The sequence below is a fragment of the Moraxella sp. CTOTU49097 genome, assembly GCF_032064105.1.
Lineage (GTDB): Bacteria > Pseudomonadota > Gammaproteobacteria > Pseudomonadales > Moraxellaceae > Faucicola > Faucicola osloensis_B.
Genome location: NZ_DAMBOA010000001.1, coordinates 129,645 through 153,792, shown reverse-complemented (window position 1 = coordinate 153,792; position 24,148 = coordinate 129,645). Strand labels below are relative to the sequence as shown.

The following is a 24,148-nucleotide window of genomic DNA, read 5'->3' as shown; positions in this document are numbered from 1 at the left end:
TAACTCACCCAAAAATGACTGTTATTGTACTCCAAAACCGTCTATTAAAGTTCAAAAATCCTGTATAAACGTGGCAAAATAGCACGATGTTGACATTGTGTTTTGGCGTGTTTTGGGTCATGATAAAGCACTTTTTTATACCCTTGATCGTGACGCATTTTTGTATGAATTCAACCGTTATCTCTGCCGCTAAAAATCGCCAAAACTCTCCTAAATTCCAGCATAACTCAAACGAACAAGGGATGTTTATCCTAAGCTTCATCTTTGTGGTGGCAGTATTGGGCGGCTTGGTGTTGCTTGGGTTATATTTGATGCGCCAAGATAATATCATCACCCAAAAATTTGAGGGCAAACGCTGGAATATCCCTGCAAAAGTGTACTCGCAACCGTTAACGTTGACGGTGGGTAACCCACTTCGCTCGGATGAATTGGAAAATTGGTTAAACTTACTCACCTATGCCCCTGACCAAAAATATGACAATGCCGGGACTTATACCAAAAAAAATGGCGAGTACTATATTCATACCCGCGAATTTAAATTTGCCGCCAACGATACTGAACCATCGCAAATTATTAAGGTCACACTCAAAGATAACCAAATTGAAAAATTACAAAGCACCCGTCCTAATCCATCGGGCGTGGCACGGGTTGAGCCAATTTTTATCGGCGGTATCTATCCAGACAACAATGAAGATCGCATCGTTTTAACCATCAATGACTATCCACAGCCATTAATTGACGCGCTGGTGGCAACCGAAGACCGCAGTTTTTATCAGCATCATGGCGTGTCTATCCGCGGGATAGGACGTGCGATTTATAGCAATTTTATGGGCGGTTCACGCCAAGGCGGCTCCACCATCACCCAGCAACTGGTTAAAAACTTCTATCTGAACTCAGACCGCACTATCAAACGTAAAGCCAATGAAGCGGTGATGGCGATTTTGCTGGAAATGCATTACACCAAAAGTGAGATTTTGCAAGCCTATATGAATGAGATTAACTTAGGTCAAAATGGCAATCACTCCATTAACGGGTTTGGGCTTGCCTCACAGTTTTACTTTAACCGTCCGCTAAAAGAGCTTCGACTCGACCAAATGGCGATGCTCGTAGGGCTTGCCAAAGGACCTACCCAGTACAATCCACTACGCTACCCCGATGCTGCCCTAAAACGCCGTAACGTGGTACTGAGTAATATGCTGATAACCGGTAAAATCAGCCAGCAGCAATATGATGAAGCGGTGCAACAGCCACTGAGCATTTCTTACAATCCTGTGATTGGTAAAACGCGGTTTCCTGATTATCTAGACGTGGTCAAACGAGAACTCACCCGTACCTATGATGCCAACGATCTCAAAAACGAAGGGTTAAGAATATTTACCAGTTTTGACCCAAATGTTCAAAAAACCGCTACCAATGCGGTCATTCAAAGCGTCAATCAGTTAAAAAAAAGTAATCCCAAACAGCTCACTAATTTGCAAGTCGCCCTAGTCAGCGCCAATCCCAACAACGGTGAACTGCTCGCTGTGGTGGGAAGTAGTCGTGATTTTACCGGTTTTAATCGCGCCGTGGATGCCAAGCGCCAAGTTGGCTCTTTACTCAAACCGATTATTTACTTAACCGCATTTGAGCAGGGTCGTTACAATTTATCAAGTAGTGTCGATGACAGCCCGATTGTGCTAAAAATGACCGATGGTAAGACATGGACACCCAGCAATTACGGTGGCGGCAGTCATGGTATTATTCCCCTCACCAGCGCTTTAGCCAATTCCTATAACCAAGCCGCGGTACGTGTAGGCATGGAAGTCGGTATTCCCAATTTTTTAAATCAATTGTACCGTATGGGTATCAGTAGCCCATTGCCCAATTATCCATCTACCTTGCTTGGCGCGGTGAATCTATCACCCATGGATATGTTGGGGATTTATCAAGTACTGGCAACAGGTGGCTTGCGTCATGAAATTCATACCATTCGCACGATTATTGATGACCAAGGACGAGTGGTTCAGGGCATAGAACAAAAAAATCAGCAAGTCATCAACCCCACAGCTGCCTATCTCACCAATTATGCGATGCAGCAGGTCATCAAGCAAGGTACCGCCAAAGCGGCACTATCGCTCGGTGACAACCTCAATCTTGCCGGTAAAACAGGGACTACCAATGATTATCGTGATGCGTGGTTTGCAGGCTATAGCGGCAATGTGGTCAGCGTTGTTTGGGTTGGTTTAGATGACAATAAACCCACCGGTCTAAGTGGCGGTAATGGCGCTTTGCCGATGTGGATGAATTTTATGAAGCAGCAAAAGCTTACCCCGGTTAATCTCATCGCGCCAGGCAATATCGAATGGCTATGGATGGAAAACGGCAAATCACAATTATCCAATGAAAAATGTCCAAATGCCATCTATGTACCTGTTGATACCGACAATCTACCGCAAGATAGTAGTGAATGTGCGGTACAACTATACCAAAGTGAGCAAGAAGCAAGATTTGCGGCACAGCAACAACAGGCAATGAGTGAGTTTGGACAAAGCCAACAACAGCGGTATGACAATATTGAGCGCAGACAAACCGATGAAGATACCATTGGCAATAACCCACCTGCAGCCAATCCATATCAAAGTGAGGGTGCCAATACGGGGAATACCCAGGCCAACCCCAATAACCCTAACAATAGCGGCGACCCGACCCATACCAACCAACCACTCAATGCGGCGCCGCGCTCGCAGTCTTGGTTAGAAAAATCGGTCAAAGAAATGTTTTAAAGGCAATAACAGGCAAACCTTCTTATTTGTCCTTACCCTTACCGCTAGGTGTTTTGGCTTGGGTGCGCCAAGCAATAACACGGGCGTTTTCATTTTTGAGTCACATCGCATTTTTGGCTGAATGCGTTTATACTACCAAGTCAGTGCGCTCGCCTTTTATTGTTTCATTATTTTATTTTTTCATTATTTTATTTGTTATTTTTAAGGACTGTTTATGCCTTGGCAGCAATTACATATTCGATGCGAAAAATCGCAAGCCGAACTGGCGGAAACCTTGATGCTAGAAGCCGATGCGCTCAGTATCAGTTTAGATGATGCAGGTGACCAACCGCTATTTGAACCATTGCCAGGTGAATCGCCACTGTGGGATGATGTGATTGTGACCGGGCTATTTGATGGCGATTGTAATCTGGAAACTTTGAGTCAAGATATCGCCAATGATGTGGTGGCGACGCGAGTTTGGACTAGTCGAGTGGATGACAAAGATTGGGAACGTGAGTGGATGAAGAACTACCATCCCATTGAATGTGCCAATGGACTTTGGATTGTGCCCAAATGGATGTCACCCCCTAACCCCAATGCGATTAACATCATCATGGATCCAGGCTTGGCATTTGGCACAGGTTACCATGCAACCACCCGTCTTTGTATTGATTGGCTGACAGAACAGCCCCTGCAAGATAAAGTGGTGATTGACTATGGGTGCGGTTCAGGTATTTTGGGCATTGCGGCGCTTCTGTTAGGGGCAAAGCAGGTGTATGCGGTCGATATTGACCCCCAAGCAGTCTTAGCCACCCATCAAAATGCCGAGCGCAACAAGGTAGCAGATCAGCTTCAGGCATTTTTACCTGAGCAATTTAGTGACTATTGTAAAGAACAGGCTATTTTGCCCGTGGACTTGATAACCGCCAATATTTTAGCCAAACCGCTAATGAGCCTTGCCCCTTATTTTGCGACATTATTGAAATCTCAAGGTAGCATTGTGTTAGCCGGTCTGATTGAAAACCAAGTGGAAGACGTAAAAGCTGCCTATCAGCCTTATTTTGAGATGGATGGCGAATTTACCTTTAGCGCGCAGGAAGATAGACATTGGCATCGCCTCTCGGGTTTTCGCCGCGATTAGGACAAGTCGCGATTCATATAAAAAGCCTTACAAGGAAGTAAGGCCGTCTTTTGCCCGTCAAAGTCTAGTAACAGCCTAACAACATCACTAGCAGCCTAGTGAACATAAATTCTAGAAAATTTGTTGACTTTATTTTTTATTCGTCATTAAATGATTTAACACACGACATTATTAAAAATCAAAGACGCAAACTAAAAATGCTAAAAGGGAAGTGATGTTGCGATGAATTTGTACAATGCCAAATGCCCAAACTGCCAACATGCATTTAAAATCAATGATGAACAGTTAGCCATTAGACATGGGTATGTTCGTTGTTCCCATTGCAAAACCATTTTCTCAGCCGCTGAACAGCTAGAACAAAAAAAATTTGCTAACAACAATCCACTATCAAGTCCAAACAATCAGACGCTCTCGGCGCTCATTGATGATAAATCTGAGGGTATTTTATTTGATGATGAGTCAGGTCTTGATGAAGCCGGTAATCCCATTGTCAATGAACCCGTTAAACCCACCTCACCGTACGCCTTGTCAAAATCTTCGACCACATCCACCAAAGCTAAATCAACCAGCAAATTAGATGATTTAGAGATTATAGACAATTTTGAGCAATTGCCAAAAGCCAAAGCTAGCAAGCCTAAAAAGCCAATCATTGACGATAAGGATGCCGCTGAAGCGATAGAACTCGCCCAAGATAAAGATGCTTCAGGCGATGAAAATGCTTGGCTGCAAAGTTTAATGGCGCAAGCGGATGACAACGAGGCAATGGACGACTCATTCGCCACCCACACCAAACCCAAGCGAGGCATGAATGGGGTGTTTAACACAGATATTTTTGACCAAATTGCGATTGATACGGGTAGTGAGCAACAAGCAGATTTATTAGCGTATCAAAAAAAAATTGATGAGCGCTTGTCGCAACAAGTTTCCTCGCAGCAATCGCTGAATGCAAAATTTTTTAATATGGGCATCGTTTGGGGATTAGGCAGTTTAGTATTAATCTTTGTGTTAGCCGCGCAATATATTATTTTTAACATTAACACCTTAATCACTTCAAAAACAAACGCAGCCCTTCTATCAACTATTTGCCATAAAATACCCGCCTGTCAATTGCCTTTGGCTAATACCGAGCTTATTGATGTGCAGATGCTAAAGCTTGCTCATTCATCCAAACAAGCGGGGCAGACTGACGTGGTATTTACCCTGACCAATACCACAGACAATAATATTGTCTACCCGAGTGTTAAGGTTTCGCTGCGCAGTGGCAATACTATACTTGCGCAAACCCTACTCACCCCTAGCCATTATTTGGAAGCCGGTAACAATTATTTGATGCCACATCAAATAAAACCCATCAAATTACGGATTGATTTTCCAAAAACCAAAGTCCAAGCCGCTAATATTGAGCTAGTTTATTAAATTGTTTTAGCTTAATTTCAATTGAGCTTCTTTTTAGCTTCATTCCAATAGTGATAAAACAAGCCTATAGTACCCGCTATTTATCGCACAATTTTACATATTGTAAACAACTTAAGCTTGCTATCAGTCTCATAATTGTTTTAGTATAAGTATCAATAACTTTATTATTCGTCTTTATATTTAAGTTTTATTTAATCTATCACCTAACGAATTATTCAATAAATTTGTCAGCAAATTTAGTTTGAGAATCTGTTATGCCCAATTCTGTTGCTTTACAAAATCGCGCCAAGTATGCCAATATGTCAGATAGCCCATCTAATCCATACACTACCCATACCCCATCGCAAACTTCTCCTAGCGCAAGCCTAGCTCATCACATTGAGCTTGTGGTGCGAGAGTACTTCGATAATTTAAAAGAACAACAACCGACCCAGCTTTATGAGCTTATGTTGTCACAATTTGAAAAACCGCTAATCAGTGTCGTCCTTGAACATACACGCGGCAATCAAACCAAAACCGCCGAGATTTTGGGACTTAATCGCGGTACATTGCGTAAAAAACTCAAAACCCACCAATTATTATAATTGATAAAAATACCCGCTTTTTTATGATAAGATATCCCTATATTTTGGGATTTATAGAGTTGGGTTATGAAAGTCAATCAGTCAGTTCGTCATAACTGACTTTTTGTTTTTTCTGCACCCAGTGTTTTTTTGTCAACGAGTCGAGTCAATTATGAATCAATCTTATGCATTGCTCTCTGTTTCTGATAAATCGGGTATTGTGGATTTTGCCAAAGGTCTAATCACCCATGGTTTTCGTCTACTATCAACAGGCGGCACCTACAAACTACTCAAACAACATGACTTAGCAGTGACTGAAGTCGCAGAATACACAGGTTTTGCAGAGATGATGGATGGTCGGGTAAAAACCCTACATCCAAAAATTCATGGCGGTATTTTAGGTCGCCGCGGCACGGATGATGCCATTATGCAAGAACATGGTATCGACCGCATTGACATGGTCGTTGTCAATTTATATCCATTTGCCCAAACCGTTGCCAACCCCAATGTCACCAAAGAAGACGCCATCGAAAACATTGATATTGGTGGACCTACCATGGTGCGTGCCGCGGCAAAAAATCATGACCATGTCAGCATCGTGACAAGCCCCAACGATTATGCAGCAATCTTGGGTGAGCTAACAGCAAACGGTCGCATCAGTGATACCACCCGTTTTGATTTAGCGGTAAAAGCATTTGAGCATACCGCACATTATGATGGTATGATTGCCAACTTTTTAGGCAACCGCCTGCAAAGCTTTGAATCGGCTGACCAATTCCCGCGTACCTTTAATGTGCAAATGGACAAAGCGCAAGACTTACGCTATGGTGAAAACCCACATCAACAAGCCGCTTTTTATGTCGAAAAAGCGCAGGTAAATGGTGAAAAAGAAGCCAGTATTGCCACCGCCAAGCAATTACAAGGCAAAGAACTATCTTACAATAACATCGCAGATACCGATGCGGCGTTAGAATGCGTGAAATCGTTTGATATGCCTGCGTGTGTCATTGTTAAACACGCCAATCCTTGTGGCGTGGCAGTGGATGCCGACTTAACCAATGCTTATCAAAAAGCCTTTGCCACTGACCCAGAATCTGCGTTTGGCGGTATCATTGCCTTTAACCGTGAATTAGATATCAAAACAGCAAAAGCCATTGTGGATCAGCAATTTGTTGAAGTCATCATCGCCCCAAGCATTGCCGACGGTGTACTCGATGTCACATCTGCCAAGAAAAATGTGCGCGTGTTAGTCTGCGGTGAATTACCAAACCCAAGTGAGCGCCAAGCCCAATTTGACTTTAAACGTGTGACCGGCGGTTTATTGGTGCAAGAACAAGATTTGGGGTTAATTACTTTAGATGATTTAAAAGTGGTGACAAAAGTACAGCCGACTCAGCAACAATTCGATGATTTGCTGTTTACTTGGCAAGTCGCTAAATATGTGAAATCCAACGCCATTGTGTATGCCAAAGATGGGCGTACCATTGGGGTAGGCGCAGGGCAAATGAGCCGTGTCAACTCAGCCCGTATTGCCGCGATTAAAGCTGAGCATGCTGGTCTATCGCCTGTGGGCGCGGTGATGGCATCAGATGCCTTCTTCCCGTTCCGTGATGGTATTGACAATGCCGCAGCGGTGGGGATTAAGGCGATTATCCAGCCCGGTGGCTCCATGCGCGATGACGAAACCATCGCCGCAGCCGATGAACATGGCATTGCTATGGTGTTCACCGGTATGCGTCATTTTAGACATTAATTTTTGTTAGGCATAAAAAAGGCGAAACTGATTAGGTTTCGCCTTTTTTAATTGATAATTTTTTTCTTTTTATAGCTCTGCTAAGGTTTATAGTTTGGCTAAGGTTTGGCAAATATCGAGCATGCGATTGGCGTAGCCCCATTCATTATCATACCAAGCAAACACTTTAAACTGCCGCCCCACGCTCATGGTTTGTAAGCTATCAATTACCAATGAATGCGCATCATGGATAAAGTCACTGGACACCAATGGCTCATCGCTGTAATCCATGATACCCAATAAATCTTGTTCACTGGCATGTTTTAACAGCTGATTGATAGCGGTAACATCCGTGGCTTTATCAAAGGTAAATGTCACATCAATTGCCGCGACATCCATGGTCGGTACGCGAATAGAATACCCATTCACCTTGCCTGCCATATGCGGCATCACCCGATTGACCGCAGCGATACTACTTGATGTGGTTGGGATAATGTTATGCCCAGAAGCCCGTGCACGGCGCAAATCACGGTGCACTTGGTCAAGCACGGTTTGGTCAGCGGTTACCGCATGAATTTCGGTCATCATTGCTGATTCGATGCCATAGGCATGGTGCAATATATACAGTAAAGGCACGAGCGCTTGGGTGGTACACGACACGCTGGATAAAATCTTTTTATCACGGCTAAGCTCATCGTCATTAACGCCCACTACGATACTGGCATCCACATAATCAAACGGAGCAGCCCCAATCATCACCTGCTTAGCGCCTGCGATAATATGCTGTGACGCCTGTTCATAGCTGCGAAAATGACCCGTGCTCTCAAGCACCATATCAATGCCCAGTTTTTCCCAGGGTAATTTGGTGGCAATGGGCTGCTGTATCAATGCAATTTTTTGCCGAAACTCCCCTTGGCTTAATAGTAAGAAATGCTGTTGTTTTTCACCCAAATCCACTGTTTTTAATTCAACATGGATATCACTGACCGCCGATAATCGACCGTGGGTACTGTCATATTTGAGTAGATGTAGCAGGGTTGCTGGCTCAGCAATATCATTGATGGCGACGATATTTAACGGCTGTAATTGTAAAGGATTTTGACAAAATCGTTCGATATAAGCACGTAGCACGTTGCGCCCAATACGACCAAAGCCATTAATAGCGATGTTAAAAGGTTTGATGGTGGAAGCATTCAATCAGGGATATTCCTTACTAGACAAGTGCTCAATTGCCATGTGGTTTTAAAAACAACAAGGCAAGTTTGACATCATTATAAGAATAGGCGTTTCTTAATTCTTCGACAATCGCGCGAATTTTGATCTTGCCATCGTTATCTTTATCGCGTTTGTCATCACGTTTGGCTATTTTTTGATACGCCTTCTCAATCGGCTGTAGCCATTCGTCCTCAGGTCGTAGATGCGCTATGTTGGCGCGGGGGAAATGCTCAGCAATTTTCTCGATATGCCCCATTACGGTTGATTGGGCAAGATTACGGGCTTGCGCAATTTCTGCGATGGTCAAACTTTCCTCCAGCAGGGCTTTGGTTTCCAGCACCGTGGGGGTAATAACGCCTGCCGCATCATCCGCCAAAGATTGCAGCTGCTGTACAGCATGGCGGCGTTTTTCCATCAGTTTTTGCTGTTGTTTGGCGCGATTTTCATACGCGGCTATTTTTTCTTTATCCAGCGTACCCCGGCATTGAATGATAAACTCACGATGAAGGTCATTGAGCTGTTTTTTACTGCGCGTCAAAAATTCACATTCTTGCTCTGCACTGATGGCCTGAAATCGCTGATCGGCGCCGCGCGCTAAGGGATCAAGCTGTAAGCTTAATTCATTGACGCCCAGTAATTGTAGTCCAGATAGCTGCTTTAACCGTGATAAAGCCACATAGCCCTGCCCTTTTTCAAAGGTTTTCGACAAATCTACTTCTGCCGCATCCAGCGTCATGCCTTGGCTTTTGTGAATGGTAATCGCCCACGCCAGCGTCAAGGGGATGTGATAATAGGCAGCCAGTATTTCGCCCTCTTCATCATCAATACGCCATGAATCATATTCGGCGATGACTTTGCGGCCGTCATTGAGCTCAACCAAGGGGTACAGTAACTCCGATAATTTGTCATGATCCGTGTGTGTCGCGGTGGTATCATCCTCATGGTGAGTTTGTTGTGATTGACCGCCATTGACTTCATCCAGCATCTCTGCCATATCGGCTTGTTGTTCTTGTTCAATGGCATCGAGCAAGGCACTTGCATCTGCTGCCAGCGCTTGTTCATCGAGCGGCTCAGATGGGTGATTGTCTGATGGGCTATTGTCTGATGGGCTGTTTTTTGATGGACTATCGTCTGTTTGTTTATTTAGTTGTTTATTTAGGGTGGTGGCAACAAAATCAACTACCTTGCCCATGGTGCCATTTGACACATTAAGCTCGGCGTTGTTTTTGATAAACATCACTTTTGCGCCAAGTTTGAGCACGAGCTCTGGGGTATTGCGTACAGATTTTTTTAGCGTTTCTACGAGCTTTTCATCGCCTTCGCCCCAAGCGCGAAAAGTATGCGCCGCTGTGGTAAGTTTGCCAAGTTCCTGCTCATTGATGGCTTGCACGTTGACATTGTGGGTAAACAGTCGGGTACGGTTGTCGGCTAGCACATGGTCAGCCGTCGCGGTCAAAGCAGGCATGATATGGGGGGTAAACTGCTGGCTACGAATTTGATTTAAAATCGCATTTAAATCCAAGCCATAATAGGTGTTGCCTGCCACCGCTGTTTTGTCAGTTTTTTGACGATGCTGCTCAGATAAATAGCAAATTTGAAAATCTGCATCCAACCAAGCTTGCGCCATAAAGGCAAATTTATCGCGGTTGCTCTCATGGGGCTCACCAATCGGTGGCAACTGAAAAAAATCCCCGGCGACCAATAGCTGTATCCCACCAAACGGCAGTGTGTTTTCTTTGATGGCTTGTAGCACTTGGTTAATGAGCTCAAATTGCTGTCGATGCAGCATCGAAATTTCATCAATCACCAATACTTTGGTGCGCTCAATGCGCTCCACAACCACCGTGCGTTTTTTGATTCGAGCGATGTCTTTGGCAGTTAACTCATTACTGATGCCGATGCCCGCCCAGCTGTGAATGGTCATGCCGTTCATGTGGGTAGCAGCAATACCTGTGCTTGCCGTCACCGCGACCGTCACATCCCTTGCGCGCAGATAATGCAAATACTGATTGATGGTATAGGTCTTGCCCGCCCCTGCTGAGCCTGTTAAAAATACATTTTTACCAGTTTTAAGGATATCAAGGGCGGTGGCTTGTTTCATTGGTTATACAAAGCTTTTGTAGATAAAAAGAAAGGGTTAAAAAAAGCGAGTTAAAAATGAGCCTACTATAAAGGCAAAGCCGAGTAAAGGCAATGATTGACAGCGCCAAAATACGCTATCAAATGCTTCATGGGTTAGTCAATCATGGTTTTGATTTGCTTGAGACTTAAATAACCAATATGCAGCGCATCGTCAGGTAGCTGATTTTTTTCAGGCTCGGTTAATGGCTGAATAGTTAATGCCACGTCATTTGGCAGTAAATCAGCCACACAGTGAATATCATCCAAGTCTAGTTGATGTTTATCATCAACATGACTGGTTGCCACGCCGCTTTTGGCGCTATCAACATTATTAAATGTATAGTCTTGATAAAATGCCGTTTTTTTAACTTGCGCCGTTGCTTTACCTAGCGTCTCGGCTACCACAAGTGTTTTATAATGAAACTCTTCAAATTGACCCGGTAGATAACCGCCTAAATTGACAAAATAAAGTTGTTTTCCCTGACTATCTAATTTGTTATCTACCCTATCATCTGCGAATATATTATCTGTAAGCGCGTTATCTTTTGCCAATCCATCTTTTGACAAGCTATTTTTCGAAAACAAAATTTGATAATCACCTACCCGCTTCACTTCTCGCCATGCGTCTAAGTGCCAGTTGTTTTTGACTGCCGGCCAGTGCTGATTAATACTCTCAATTGTTTCACTTAGGCTATTTGCAATCACAAACATCACATCATGCTGTTCAATCAGTCGTCCTTGGGGACGCGCCCCGATTTTTAACATAAATAATTTCATATTGATAAGCCCAAATGTATCACCATTAAAAAGTTAAAAACCTGCCAAGCCTTATAGGTTTTTGTCACAGGTTTTTATTATTTTACCTTACGGTTATTTTTTGACCATCGGCATTTTAGCGCTTTCTAACTTTGCCAAGGCATCTGGTAGTTTATCAATCGCTGTCGCTACCACCGCTTGTGCCGCTTGCGAGATGCCTAGCTTTTGCGCGATGGTCGGTTTTTGGCGAGATTGAATGGCATACAATTCGTTATCTGTCATCTTCTCTAAGATATAACTGTCCGATGTTTGCAGAGCATCGACCAAATTGCGCGTTATCGCATCTTCACCGTACCAATGCTCACCGGTTGCCACTTGTTCAACATCCAAACTTGGACGGTATTTTTGCACAAAGTCTTTAAATAGTTTGTGCGTTTCTTCCAACTCTTGTTGGAATTTTTGTTTGTCTTCTTCGGTGTTTTCACCAAAAACGGTTACCGTGCGTTTGTATTTACCTGCGGTAAATACTTCGACATCGATGTCATGTTTTTCTAATAAATCATGAAAATTAGGCACTTGTGCCACCACACCAATCGAGCCAACCACCGCAAATGGCGCCGCCAAAATTTTATCAGCCACACACGCCATCATATAGCCACCACTGGCGGCGACTTTATCAATACAGACCGTTAAATTTAGTCCTGCTTCTTTTATACGTGCCAACTGGGCAGCAGCGAGACCATACGCGTGTACCATGCCACCTGAGGATTCAAGGCGCACAATGACTTCATCTTCAGCTTTAGCGACCGTTAATATCGTGCTGATTTCTTCACGCAGTTGCTGTACTTCAGTGGCTTTTATATCGCCATGAAAATCCAGCACAAAACAATTTTTGTTGGCGGGTTTATTTTTAAACAGACCAAATTTTGGGGTTTTTTTGGTATTTTCTTTTTTCGTCAAGTCTGTAAATGCGCGGCTGATGAGTGATGTTAACCCTTTATCATTCACCATTTGCAATTGTAATTGTTGTTTGCGCTGGGCTTTGACTTTATTTAAATGGGTGACTTTCATTTCAAGCGGATGTTTGGCATTTTGAAATAGCATAATAATTCTCTAATTAAGGAAAAATAAATTAAGGAAAAAATTCACACAATGGGTTTTATATAGCGTTTATTTTGCTGTTTTCAATCGCTTATCCACACAATATTCGCGAAATGTCTGTGACAGACATGGCTAGTAGAGATGCATGATAAACCGTGTTTCATATTGTGAAATTTGAGTAAACAAGGCATAATATTCGTTTATAAAAATTTTTGCTACTTCTTACATTACGAAAAATATTGGGATTGCTTCATTATGATGCGTACACACTATTGCGGGCTTGTCACCGAAAACTTAAACGACCAAACCATCACTATTTGCGGTTGGGTGCATCGTCGCCGTGACCACGGTGGGGTTATTTTCTTGGATATGCGTGACCGTGAAGGCCTACTGCAAGTGGTCATCGACCCAGATACGCCAGAAGCATTCGCTACAGCAGATAGCGCGCGTTCTGAATATGTGCTCAAAATTACCGGTCGTGTGCGTCAGCGTTATGCCGGTACTGAAAACAAAAACATGACCAGCGGTCAAGTGGAGTTATTGGCCAAAGACATCGAAACAATCGCCACTTCTGAGACACCACCATTCCCCCTCAATGATGAGTTCACCAACGTTTCTGAAGAACTGCGCCTAAAATATCGCTTTTTAGACATGCGCCGTCCAGAGATGCAAGAGCGTATGAAGTTTCGCGCCAAAGCCACTTCGACCATTCGCCGTTACCTAGATGACCAAGGTTTCTTGGATGTAGAAACCCCCATCTTGACCCGTGCCACCCCAGAAGGCGCGCGTGATTATTTGGTGCCTAGCCGCGTGTCAAACGGTGAGTTTTATGCCCTGCCACAGTCGCCTCAGCTATTTAAACAGCTGCTGATGGTGGCGGGTTTTGACCGCTATTATCAAATTGCTAAGTGTTTTCGTGATGAAGACTTACGTGCTGACCGCCAGCCAGAATTTACCCAAATTGATATCGAAACTTCATTCTTAAGTGATGAAGATATCATGAACATTGCCGAAGGATTAACAAAAGACTTGTTCAAAACCATGATGAACATTGAATTTGATACCTTCCCACGTATGACATACGCTGAAGCCATGCGTGACTATGCGTCTGACAAACCAGACTTGCGTATCCCTATGAAGTTAATTGACGTGGCTGATATCATGCAGTCTGTGGAATTTAAAGTATTCTCAGCCCCTGCCCAAGACCCAAAAGGTCGTGTGGTGGCGCTTCGGGTACCACAGGGTAGCGACCTCACCCGTAAACAAATTGACGAATATACTAAATTTGTCGGCATTTATGGCGCAAAAGGTTTGGCTTATATCAAAGTCAACGATGTGAGCAACATCAACAACGGTGTCGATAAAGAATCAGGTCTACAATCACCGATTATCAAAAACATGACCGATGAGGTATTGGTCGAGCTGATTAAACGTACTGAGGCGCAAACCGGTGATATCATCTTCTTTGGCGCGGATAAAGCCAAAGTCGTCAATGATGCCATGGGTGCGCTGCGTGTCAAATTGGGTCTAGACCTAAATATGCTAACCCAAGAATGGGCGCCGCTTTGGGTGGTGGATTTCCCGATGTTTGAAGAAACCGATGACGGTAAATGGACGTCGGTGCATCACCCCTTCACCAAGCCAAAAGGCACGGTTGAAGCGATGAAAAACAACCCAGAAACCGCGCTGTCTATCGCTTATGACATGGTATTAAACGGTACTGAAATCGGTGGTGGTTCACTGCGTATCAATACTTTGGATATGCAAAAAGCGGTATTTGAAGCATTGGGTATTTCTGAAGCCGAAGCCGAAGAAAAATTCTCATTCTTACTTAATGCGCTAAAATACGGTGCGCCACCGCACGGTGGTTTGGCATTCGGTCTTGACCGGTTAATTATGCTAATGACAGGCTCACAATCGATTCGAGACGTCATCGCCTTCCCAAAAACCAAAACGGCTGAATGTCCGCTTACTGAAGCGCCTGCACCTGTGGATGGCAAACAACTGCGTGAATTGGGTATCCGTATACGCGAAAAAGACAGTAAAGCGCCACAATCTTAATCAAGGTCACACCCTTAATTAGATGAATGCCTTTACTCTTCTTAAATATGTGCCAATGTGGATGCTATATCTATTGGCACATATCGCAAGCTTTATCATTTCACTTCGTCGTGACAAAAGTATCATGAAAACGGTAGATACTAACTTACGACTTGTCTATCCTGAAATTACCGAAACTCAGCGTGACCAGCTTGCCAGAGCCTGTATTGCCAATCAAAGCAAAAATATGGTGGAATCGGCTAAAAGCTGGGCGATGCCACCTGCGTGGTCGGTCAAACAAATCCATACCATACATCATCAACAAGTTTTGATGCAAGGCTTACAAAATCCCAATGGCATGCTTGCAATTGTGCCGCATTTGGGAACATGGGAAATCATGAATGCGTGGCTCAACCAGTTTGGTGCACCGACCATCATGTATAAACCCGTCAAAGGTGAACAAGCCAATCAGTTTGTACTGCAAGGGCGTCAGCGGTTGAACGCAACTTTGGTACCAACCGATGCCACTGGGGTAAAAGCAATTTTTAAAACCCTAAAAGCAGGCGGTTTTAGTATCATATTGCCTGACCATGTCCCTGACCCATCTGGCGGTGAAGTGGTGCCGTTTTTTGGTATTCCGACATTGACCAGTACCCTTGCTAGCAAATTAGCCAGTAAAACAAAGTGTAGCTTGGTAGGTTTGACCTGTGTACGCCGTGACGATGGACAAGGCTTTGATATTTATTGTGATGAGTTAACTGACCCCGCCTTGTATGACAAAAACATGGTGACAGCGACAACCGCGATGAACCACGCCATCGAGCGGATGATTGACCGTTTCCCCAGTCAATACATGTGGGGCTATAAGCGCTTTAAACGTGTGCCAGGATTTCCGGTTATTTATAATGCCGAGCCATCCATCGCATTAGCGGTTCGCCAGCGTTATCCAAAACTTAGCAATCATGATATTATCAATTCACTTACTTAATATGATAATCATTGACTTATGACTTTACCAAATTACACTTCAGCGCCTGCTCTGCCTGATGAAAATCGTTACATTATTTGTATGAAATGGGGCACCAAATATGGTGCTGAGTACGTTAATCGCCTGTACAATATGGTTAACAGACATTTGACGTTGCCCTTTCAAATGGTATGTTTGACCGATGATAGCACAGGCATAGATGCCAACGTCAAATGCTACCCAATTCCTGAGCTTAATTTACCCAGTAATATTCCTGAACGTGGCTGGAAAAAACTGACCACCTTTAGCCCTAAATTATATGATTTAAAAGGCACGGCGTTATTTTTGGACATTGATATTGTGATTGTCGATAATATTGATTGCTTTTTTACGTATGAGGCGCAGCACGATGACAGTGTGGTGATTATCCGTGATTGGAAAAAACCGTGGCGTATGGTGGGTAATTCATCGGTATATCGCTTTAAAGTCGGACAACATACTTATCCGAATTTGTTATCAAATTTTGAGCAAAATTTTGACACGATTCGTAGCCAAGTACGCCATGAGCAAGCTTACCTATCCAATTATTTGCGTGAGCATCACCACCTTGAATATTGGAATGCGTCTTGGTGCGTGAGCTTTAAATACCAATGTGTGCAGCCATTTCCCTTAAGTTTTGTCAAACCGCCTATTCTGCCTAAAGGGGCAAAAATGGTTATTTTTCATGGTGAAGTAAATCCACCTGATGCCATCATGGGTAAAAGCGGTAAATGGTATCGTAAGGTATTACCAACTAACTGGATTAGGGATTATTGGCAATAACGCAACCTTAGATAGTTAATGGGTAGTTAAGCATCGGATAATTAAACTTAAAAGAAATTTCACATAAGCTTGCGGTTTTAGGAATAATAAAAAATGGCAAACTGGTATCGTAAGTTTATTTTATTATTTAAAAGTGAAAAACGCCTTGGCGCGAATCAAATTATTGACCACTATGCCGGGCAAAATATTGAGGCGATGAAAAACCGTGTGATTGATAGTGATACTTGTTCTATCATTGACACCATTATTCAAGCCCACCCTCATTTATTAGATGATACCAAAGTGGATGAACCGATAGACCCGGTTAAGGACTATGAGCCACGGCGTATTCGCAATTTATACACCCATTTAACCACGTTGCAACACGAGTTTATAGGACAATCTGAACTTAGTTTTTATCATGCGATACTGATTGTACTATTACGCCGTCGGTTTCAACCTGAAAAAACTTTTCAAACCTTTACCCATCTTTGGCAAACGCAGACTGACTATTTGATGGATAATTTAAGTTTACGGTGGATTGTCTCTGCCTGTGATACCTTTATTGATTTTGATCCAAAGCCGACTAGAAAGGCAATATTACTCAATATTATTACTTTGATTAATACGGTAAAAGTCTACGAAACCCAGCAGTATCTGTGTCGTTCATCTGCCAGCCTAGATGAGGAAAAATCCGCTATTTTGTACGCGCATCATAAACCGCTGTATGCTGGTTTGACCTATTTTAGGCTAGGTAAGGACGATACACTAAAACATATGCGTGAGCGGTATCAGCATTTTTACGCTGAAGACCCTTTTTCTACCACACTCTTACTCAAGGTATTTGCTAGATTGCATGACCAACCTAGCGCATTCACCACATTAAAACAACTACATAAGGATGAAAAATCAGCATGGTGGTAGCCAATCATTCTTTGATATTTACCCAATCTACTCAGACAATCGCCCTACGTATCGTCAATCCTGCATTTGTGCTACCAAAAGCCTCTGATACGACGGTACATATTTTGGCGTCAGGACCGAGCATCCAGACCAATGCCATTGACCTGCTTGGTTGTGAGTCGGTTATATTTGTAAATGGCAGTATTAGCCTGACCGAACACTATAAATTTGACAAGATTGTGGCTTATGTTATCACCGACCCACGCTTTATTAAGCATAACTGTAGTATTCCGCTGCAGTATTATCGAGGTGGCTATCCACTGTATATCAGTGCGTTAGTAGCAGAACAACTATGGCAAGATGCGCCCGATTTTTTAGTTCAATATGCTGACCATATCTATATCATCTATCCAGTCGATAGGCCGATTGATGATAGTTTGATTGCCCTTCAGCAAACTAGCCTTTTAGGCAAAATAGCTGTCACACTCAATAAACGTACCCGACTAAAACACCTAAAACATAGCCCTTATCATAGCATCAACAAAAAAATTGGGGTGTCTTGGGATATTCGTTACGGCTTTGTTGAAGGGGGAACGGTAGCGTTGGTGGCGCTACAGCTTGCTTATTCTTTAGGATTTCAAATGATACATCTGTATGGCATTGATTTAATCAATAGCCAGCAGCCACGGTTTTATGAAAACCAAGACAATGCTGCCCCGACCAAACTTGATAAAGCTATCACCCACCGTATCGTCCCGTCGTTTGATTGGGTAGCCCACAACTATCAGCAAAAAGGCGTGCAAATTTATAACCACTCGCCCATCTCCAAGGATTTGTTTACATTTATTCCGTATCGGGCAGATTAGAGGTCTCGAATCGCTCAATGTATTGGTTAGCGATATTTTTGGGTAAAAATCGCTCATCAAACGGCACGGCAAACGCCGATGGATTTGCCATTGCTTGTTCTAATAATTGGGCTAAGGCGTCAATATCATCGACAGGGACCAGATTTTGCTTTGGTAACAACTCACTAGGACCATACGGACAGTCGGTGCTTATCACAGGCGTATCCACGGCTAATGCTTCGGCAATCACTCGCCCAAAGCCCTCAAATCGAGAACTTAACACTAAGCATTTAGCGTGTTTGATATACGGATAAGGGTTAGATTTAAAGCCAGTAAATACCACCTTGTCGCTAATGCCTAAATCAACCGCAAGCTGTTTGGTTTCTGCCATCAGCTTGCCTTGACCCACCAAATACAGCGGATAACGTTGCGAGGTTTTGGCATAGGCTTGGAGCAAGGTATCATGCGCTTTTTGGTATTTAAAGCTGCCCACATGCACAATAAACTCCGCAGTCTCTAGCGGATATGCCTCTGCCATCGCCTCAATAAGCTTGTTATCAATCGGGTTATAAATCGTGGTAATATTCGTCAGCCCTAAGGTCGCCTTAAAATCCACCGCCACTCCTTCACTAATCGCCACACAAGGCTGCGCATGATAGGTCGTCTTTAGCTGCGCTATATCCATAGGCTTGTTGCGAGCTTGGGCTAATTTTAGTTCTTGAGAAAGTGTATTACGAATCACATGAATGACATTGGGTAATTGGCTATAGCTTAACACCTTGTCTGCCCGTTCCAAATTTGCAATCGTCAAACATGGCTGACCAATATGCGTTAAAATATAGTTATCTAAATGTTTGGCAAATTGTTGGTAACGCACCCTATCACTGGGGATTAATTTAAACCACTTAAAGTTGACAATATGAAAATTAATATGTGGACTAAGCTCATATTCTGTCGTGGCTTTAAATCGGATGATATGGACTTTATAGCCCAGTTGATAAAAGCCTTCCGCGAGCGTCAATACTGACTTTTCTGCCCCGCCCCCCTGCAAGCAGTTGATAACCAACACAATGATATTTGAGGGGTTGCAGCTCACAAGTGGCTCCTTAGGTTTATTCAAAGGTAAGGTTGGTCATATATAGCGGGCGTGTCGCACGCAGGACTTCACGTTTGATTTTTTGTAGCCCTGTTAAAGGTCGTTTAATTTCTCGGCTTCTGGTTGCCTGTAGACTGCTTGCCAAAGCAACTTGCGGTAATAGATGATGCTCTTGAATCACAATCGCAGGCACAAGCTGATATACAGGCAGGGCTTTGGGGTATTTCCCCACATCAAATAGCATCACATCGACTGCCTCAAGCTGGGGTAAGTTTCTGATATATTGTAATAGATACTGACAAGCGCGATGGGATAGCAGATAACCTGCCCCGCCTAAATGGCGAGACTTTAATTCATAAATCGTCCGTTTACTCTGAGGTAAGACTATCGGATGAGCCAAATGCACCCTTGGGCTTACCTTTTCTAATTTTAAAATATCGATAGCTTGGCTTTGAAAAACATCAATTTGACGAATCAACTGCTCAAACTGCTGACCTAAAAAAATATCATCCTCGTAAATCCCGATATAATCAAGATTTTCATCCACACAGCGTTGCCACAGGCTAGCATGACTTAAAAAACAGGCAATTTCGGTGTCACTAGATACCGACTTTGTGATATCAATCGCCAGTTTCTGAGCGACTTGGGTATTTTCATCCGGGGTGACCGCCGAAAAAAAAGTAAAAGGTATGTGCTGCTTAGCAAACTCTTGTTGGATATGGCTTTGCCGATTGCTATGATGAGCGAGATTAATCACATAATTTTTTAGCATCACTTTTCTCGCTTGGACTTATTCACAATCAACCCCCATAAATGCCAAATACTGACGGGCAACATTTTGCGGCAAAAAAGCTTCGTTAAATGGTACATTAAACTGGCTAGGATGGCTCATTAATTGGTTGATTTTTTCAGTTAACGCAGGGATATCTGCCACTGCCACCAAATTCTGCGGTGGCAAAATTTCACTAGGTCCTGACGGACAATCGGTGCTAATCGCAGGTACGCCCAATGCCAATGACTCCGCCAATACCAATGCAAAGCCCTCAAAATGCGAGGACAACACAAACCCTGTGGCGTGCTTTAGCAATGGGTAAGGATTCTTTTGAAACCCAGTTAAAATCACTTTATCTTGCAAGTTTAACGCGATAATTTTTTGTTCAATTTGCGCTTGCAGACTACCCTTACCCACCAATACCAAGGGCAATGTCTGTGCTGAATTGGCATAAGCTTGCAATAAAATTTCATGCCCTTTTTGGGCTTTAAAACTGCCCACATGGATAAGATAACCCTGTCGGGTAATGGCGGGTAAATCTGGGCTAGCTGCCTCAGCTAATACACGGATTTTATCACGGTCGATGGGGTTATAAATCGTGGTGGTTTTGGTCGGTTCGCCAAATTGATGGACAAAATCTTGCTCTACCCCGCCGCTCACACAAACAGCAGGGTATTTGGTATAAATTCGTTGAAAGTGACAGAGCTGCTTGGGCGGCAAGGTGGCAAGTTTTAATTTTTCACTCAGTTGATTATGGATGACATACGCCACCTTTTTTTGCTTTGAATAATAAAATACCTCATGTTCGCGATACAAGTTCACGAATATTGCCACAGGCTGACCAATATGTTTACTGATATAGCCATCAACCGCCCTAGCAAAAAAGAAATACCGAATTTTACCTTTCGGAAAGCGTCGATAATTGCGAAAAGGAATAAGATGATAGATTAAATTTTCGCTTAATGTGTGTTCGACAATCGGGTCAAATCGGACAATATGCACCTCAAAGCCCATCTGGTAAAGAGCTTCCCCCAAGGTCAAAACAAATTTTTCTGCCCCACCGCCTTGTAGTGAATTAATCACTAATACGATTTTTTGTGACTGAACCAATGCCATTTAATTCTCTATTGACTATTTAAACCAACGACTAAATAAAGAAGGTTTTTTCGCAGGACGAGTGACCGCATTACCCTTGTAACCTTTTTTATAAGTTCTTTTTGGAAACTCGCCAAACGGCGTAGTGCGATAGGTTTCAATACTATAGCCCGCTTGTATCGCCTCTTGATAGTAGGTATCGAAAAGCTCAACCAAATCTTGACGAGGGTGCGGCAAAATCTGCCCATCAAACCAATGCGTTTTGCCCTCGGCTTGTAAGCGCGGTAAGGAATATTTATGGCTAAACTGCGTTCCCATGTCCGAATAATGCAAAATCCGAATATCTTCAATCGCTAAATCTTCGCCATCCACACAATTAAAGCTGTCTTGGTAGAGTTGTATGAGTTGCGGATTGGCTTTAAATTTTGCCATCATTTTGCTATGGCTCTCAGGATCGGCTTGTAGCTGGACTATAGGCTCAAGATAATCCTTGGCTTTTTGGCAATCCCATACGCAGGTGCACAGTCGCATCAAATCGCCATCGCCTTTAGCCGCAAGAATCGCCTCCTCAGATATCGGATGCTGCCACAATTTAGCGATATCGTCCAACACCACCATATCGGCATCCATATAAATCGCCCGTCCGCTAAAGCCACAATATTCAGGGATTGCCCAACGAAAGCCCGAAAACGGGGTCGCCCATTTTTCGGTATGCCAGCCCTCGCCTGTTTGCGGATTGGAATACCATACACTGCTTGGGTCACGGCTTAACTGCATCCAAATAATCTCAACAGGCTCGCTTGTATGTTTGTGCAAACTATAATCTAGCACCATCATCTGCTCAAGGTCACTGTTATTAGGGTCACAGCCGATAAAAAGTTTGATAGGTTGGTCTAAGTTCGCCATAGTTTATCCTCTATTCTCGCCAATGCGTTGCCACCCAATCAGTCGGCAAAATAAAATGGCGTAAATGCGAAATCGGTTTTTTGATTTTGTCAGCGGTGAATAATTGCCCTAAATGTTCTTTAGCATTATCGGCAGAGTTTTTGTTGTATTGTCCTGCAATCGCATTTTGCGGATACAAATCCCCAGGGAAAATAATAATGCGTGCATCATGAGGCAGTTTTGGCGGGATAAAATAATTTAGCGGAAATGGCTGACGGCATTTGCGGCGAAAATGCACCACCCACTCTTTGGGAAAAAGCTTAACCCCACCTGGGGCATTGCGAGTGACAAAACGCTGCTCAAAGCGATATTTATCCGCCACCCCTTGTGGATCGGCACGGAATTTTTCTAGCAAACTAACCAAACTACCGACTTTAAAGCGAAAACACGAGGTTTGACCTAGCTTCTCTAAAGGGTTACTTGGGTTATAAGATAAAACCGTCTGATCGTCATCGCCAAAACTAAAAAAGTCGTCAAGGCTACCCACCACAACCACATCAAGATCTAAAAACAATACCGTTCCTGTGACATTGCCAAGCTGTGCATTCCAAAGCCGTGACTTAGGCCATTTACCAAGGGTATTGGTAGGCATCACAATATCGCTGGGCGGCAAATCCTGACATTCTACTTCAGGACGGATGCCATCGGTATTGTCGGTAAAGCAAACAAAGCGAAACGGCGGGGTGATATTACGGCTTACCATTCCATAGAGTTTATTAACGTAATCTGCGCCATATTTGGTGCCCCATTTGATACAAATAATTTGTTTAAGCGGGGTGGTTGCACTCGATGTTGTCATGTCACTTCCAAAATACCGATAATTCTTCAAAAAATAAGGATAGTCATTTTAACATAACTATCCTTTTATTTTCACTTATCTACTTATTTTCACTTATCTACAATTTTACCGATTATTCATCCACGTAGCTGAGCCAATGCGCGTATTTATCATTTTTGCCTTGCACCACGTCAAAAAATAGACTTTGCAGTTTTTCGGTGATTTCACCACGCGCGCCGCAGCCAATAACGTGATCATCATATTCACGAATTGGGGTAATCTCGGCGGCAGTACCTGTCATAAAGATTTCATCCGCGATATAAAACTCATCACGGGTGATTCTACGCTCATGCACTTTGATGCCCAAGTCCTGTGCAAACTGTATCACCGTACGACGGGTAATGCCGTCCAATGCGCCACCTGACAAATCTGGGGTATGAAGCTCACCGTCTTTGACCAAAAATAAATTTTCCCCTGAGCCTTGACAAACATAGCCTTGAGTATCCATCAATACCGCTTCATCATAGCCATGACGGGTGACTTCTTGGTTTGACATGATAGATACTGGATAGTTGCTGACGGCTTTGGCTTTACACATGGTGACGTTTGGATGGTGATGGGTAAAACTTGAGGTTTTTACACGGATACCTTTTGCCATGCCTTCTTCACCTAGATAAGCACCCCAAACCCAAGCGGCAACGATGGTGTGAATGCTATTATCTTTGGCAGCGATACCCAATTTTTCAGAACCGACCCAAATCAATGGGCGAAGGTATGCCGATTCAAGGTTATTTTCACGTACCACGGCTTTTTGTGCTTGTAATACTTCCTCATACGAATAGGGTACAGCAAGCTGGAAAATTTTAGCTGAATTTAGCAGGCGCTGGGTATGGTCTTCTAGACGAAAAATCGCCGTGCGTCCATCATGGGTTTTGTAGGCTCGAACCCCCTCAAATACGCCCATGCCATAGTGCAGTGTGTGGGTTAATACGTGGATTTTGGCATCACGCCAGTCTACCATGTTGCCATCCATCCAAATAAAACCATCACGGTCTGCCATGCTGGGAATTGTTGCCATTGATTACTCCTAGTGTTTTGTTTGAAATAAAAAGTGTTT

General features: G+C 43.4%; 20 protein-coding genes. 10 read left to right on the top strand and 10 right to left on the bottom strand.

Annotation, left to right across the window (positions count from 1 at the left end):
• The first annotated feature begins 164 nt into the window (after positions 1-164).
• The 5 genes from mrcB to purH all read left to right on the top strand — a co-directional run bounded on the left by mrcB (position 165) and on the right by purH (position 7,617).
• A complete protein-coding gene (mrcB, locus tag RT064_RS00735) occupies positions 165-2,762 on the top strand; it encodes a penicillin-binding protein 1B (RefSeq protein WP_313060214.1) in 2,598 nt (865 codons plus the stop codon).
• Between the two features lie 214 nt (positions 2,763-2,976).
• Entirely contained in the window at positions 2,977-3,885 is a 909-nt protein-coding gene (prmA, locus tag RT064_RS00730) for a 50S ribosomal protein L11 methyltransferase (RefSeq protein ID WP_224053749.1), read from the top strand.
• A 222-nt stretch (positions 3,886-4,107) separates the two neighbouring features.
• On the top strand, positions 4,108-5,301 hold the full coding sequence (locus RT064_RS00725) for a DUF3426 domain-containing protein (protein WP_313060210.1): 1,194 nt from the start codon (positions 4,108-4,110) through the stop codon (positions 5,299-5,301).
• A 254-nt stretch (positions 5,302-5,555) separates the two neighbouring features.
• Positions 5,556-5,885, top strand: a complete 330-nt coding sequence (locus RT064_RS00720; protein WP_409519511.1) for a helix-turn-helix domain-containing protein — start codon at positions 5,556-5,558, stop codon at positions 5,883-5,885.
• A gap of 151 nt (positions 5,886-6,036) precedes the next feature.
• The gene (purH, locus tag RT064_RS00715; protein WP_313060207.1) at positions 6,037-7,617 is read left to right on the top strand and encodes a bifunctional phosphoribosylaminoimidazolecarboxamide formyltransferase/IMP cyclohydrolase; all 1,581 of its coding nucleotides are present in this window, start codon (positions 6,037-6,039) and stop codon (positions 7,615-7,617) included.
• 87 nt (positions 7,618-7,704) lie between these two features.
• Here purH and RT064_RS00710 read toward each other — a convergent pair whose 3' ends face one another.
• From RT064_RS00710 to sohB, 4 genes are all read right to left on the bottom strand, one after another.
• Positions 7,705-8,793 carry a type I glyceraldehyde-3-phosphate dehydrogenase gene (locus tag RT064_RS00710; RefSeq protein WP_313060204.1) on the bottom strand — a complete coding sequence of 363 codons (1,089 nt, stop codon included), beginning with the start codon at positions 8,791-8,793 and terminating at the stop codon, positions 7,705-7,707.
• Positions 8,794-8,821: 28 nt separating this feature from the next.
• Positions 8,822-10,912 (bottom strand): AAA family ATPase, encoded by a 2,091-nt coding sequence (locus tag RT064_RS00705; RefSeq protein ID WP_313060202.1) that lies wholly within the window; start codon positions 10,910-10,912, stop codon positions 8,822-8,824.
• A gap of 134 nt (positions 10,913-11,046) precedes the next feature.
• Positions 11,047-11,709, bottom strand: coding sequence for a DUF1543 domain-containing protein (locus RT064_RS00700; RefSeq protein ID WP_313060200.1), 663 nt, complete (start codon positions 11,707-11,709; stop codon positions 11,047-11,049).
• Between the two features lie 93 nt (positions 11,710-11,802).
• A complete protein-coding gene (gene sohB, locus RT064_RS00695; RefSeq protein WP_313060197.1) occupies positions 11,803-12,792 on the bottom strand; it encodes a protease SohB in 990 nt (329 codons plus the stop codon).
• 252 nt (positions 12,793-13,044) lie between these two features.
• Here sohB and aspS point away from each other — a divergent pair, with 252 nt between their 5' ends.
• The 5 genes from aspS (at position 13,045) to RT064_RS00670 (ending at position 18,366) form a co-directional block, all read left to right on the top strand.
• Positions 13,045-14,850, top strand: coding sequence for an aspartate--tRNA ligase (aspS, locus tag RT064_RS00690; protein WP_224053742.1), 1,806 nt, complete (start codon positions 13,045-13,047; stop codon positions 14,848-14,850).
• Positions 14,851-14,872: 22 nt separating this feature from the next.
• On the top strand, positions 14,873-15,817 hold the full coding sequence (locus RT064_RS00685) for a lysophospholipid acyltransferase family protein (protein ID WP_313060193.1): 945 nt from the start codon (positions 14,873-14,875) through the stop codon (positions 15,815-15,817).
• An 18-nt stretch (positions 15,818-15,835) separates the two neighbouring features.
• A complete protein-coding gene (locus RT064_RS00680) occupies positions 15,836-16,618 on the top strand; it encodes a glycosyltransferase (protein ID WP_409519510.1) in 783 nt (260 codons plus the stop codon).
• Between the two features lie 93 nt (positions 16,619-16,711).
• Positions 16,712-17,521 (top strand): hypothetical protein, encoded by an 810-nt coding sequence (locus RT064_RS00675; RefSeq protein WP_313060191.1) that lies wholly within the window; start codon positions 16,712-16,714, stop codon positions 17,519-17,521.
• Entirely contained in the window at positions 17,512-18,366 is an 855-nt protein-coding gene (locus tag RT064_RS00670; protein WP_313060189.1) for a hypothetical protein, read from the top strand. Before RT064_RS00675 ends, RT064_RS00670 begins: the two co-directional genes overlap by 10 nt.
• Here the strand turns inward: RT064_RS00670 and RT064_RS00665 are convergent.
• The 6 genes from RT064_RS00665 to RT064_RS00640 form a co-directional block, all read right to left on the bottom strand.
• On the bottom strand, positions 18,344-19,441 hold the full coding sequence (locus RT064_RS00665) for a glycosyltransferase (protein ID WP_313060187.1): 1,098 nt from the start codon (positions 19,439-19,441) through the stop codon (positions 18,344-18,346). The two genes, RT064_RS00670 and RT064_RS00665, sit on opposite strands and share 23 nt — an antisense overlap.
• A 16-nt stretch (positions 19,442-19,457) precedes the next feature.
• Positions 19,458-20,213, bottom strand: coding sequence for a glycosyltransferase family 25 protein (locus RT064_RS00660; RefSeq protein ID WP_313060185.1), 756 nt, complete (start codon positions 20,211-20,213; stop codon positions 19,458-19,460).
• 18 nt (positions 20,214-20,231) lie between these two features.
• On the bottom strand, positions 20,232-21,329 hold the full coding sequence (locus RT064_RS00655; RefSeq protein ID WP_313060183.1) for a glycosyltransferase: 1,098 nt from the start codon (positions 21,327-21,329) through the stop codon (positions 20,232-20,234).
• Between the two features lie 15 nt (positions 21,330-21,344).
• A complete protein-coding gene (locus RT064_RS00650) occupies positions 21,345-22,214 on the bottom strand; it encodes a glycosyltransferase (protein ID WP_313060181.1) in 870 nt (289 codons plus the stop codon).
• Positions 22,215-22,224: 10 nt separating this feature from the next.
• Positions 22,225-23,052 (bottom strand): glycosyl transferase, encoded by an 828-nt coding sequence (locus RT064_RS00645; protein ID WP_313060178.1) that lies wholly within the window; start codon positions 23,050-23,052, stop codon positions 22,225-22,227.
• Positions 23,053-23,164: 112 nt separating this feature from the next.
• Complete coding sequence (locus RT064_RS00640; protein ID WP_007116868.1) at positions 23,165-24,109, bottom strand: branched-chain amino acid transaminase; 945 nt, start codon at positions 24,107-24,109, stop codon at positions 23,165-23,167.
• Between the last annotated feature and the right edge of the window lie 39 nt (positions 24,110-24,148).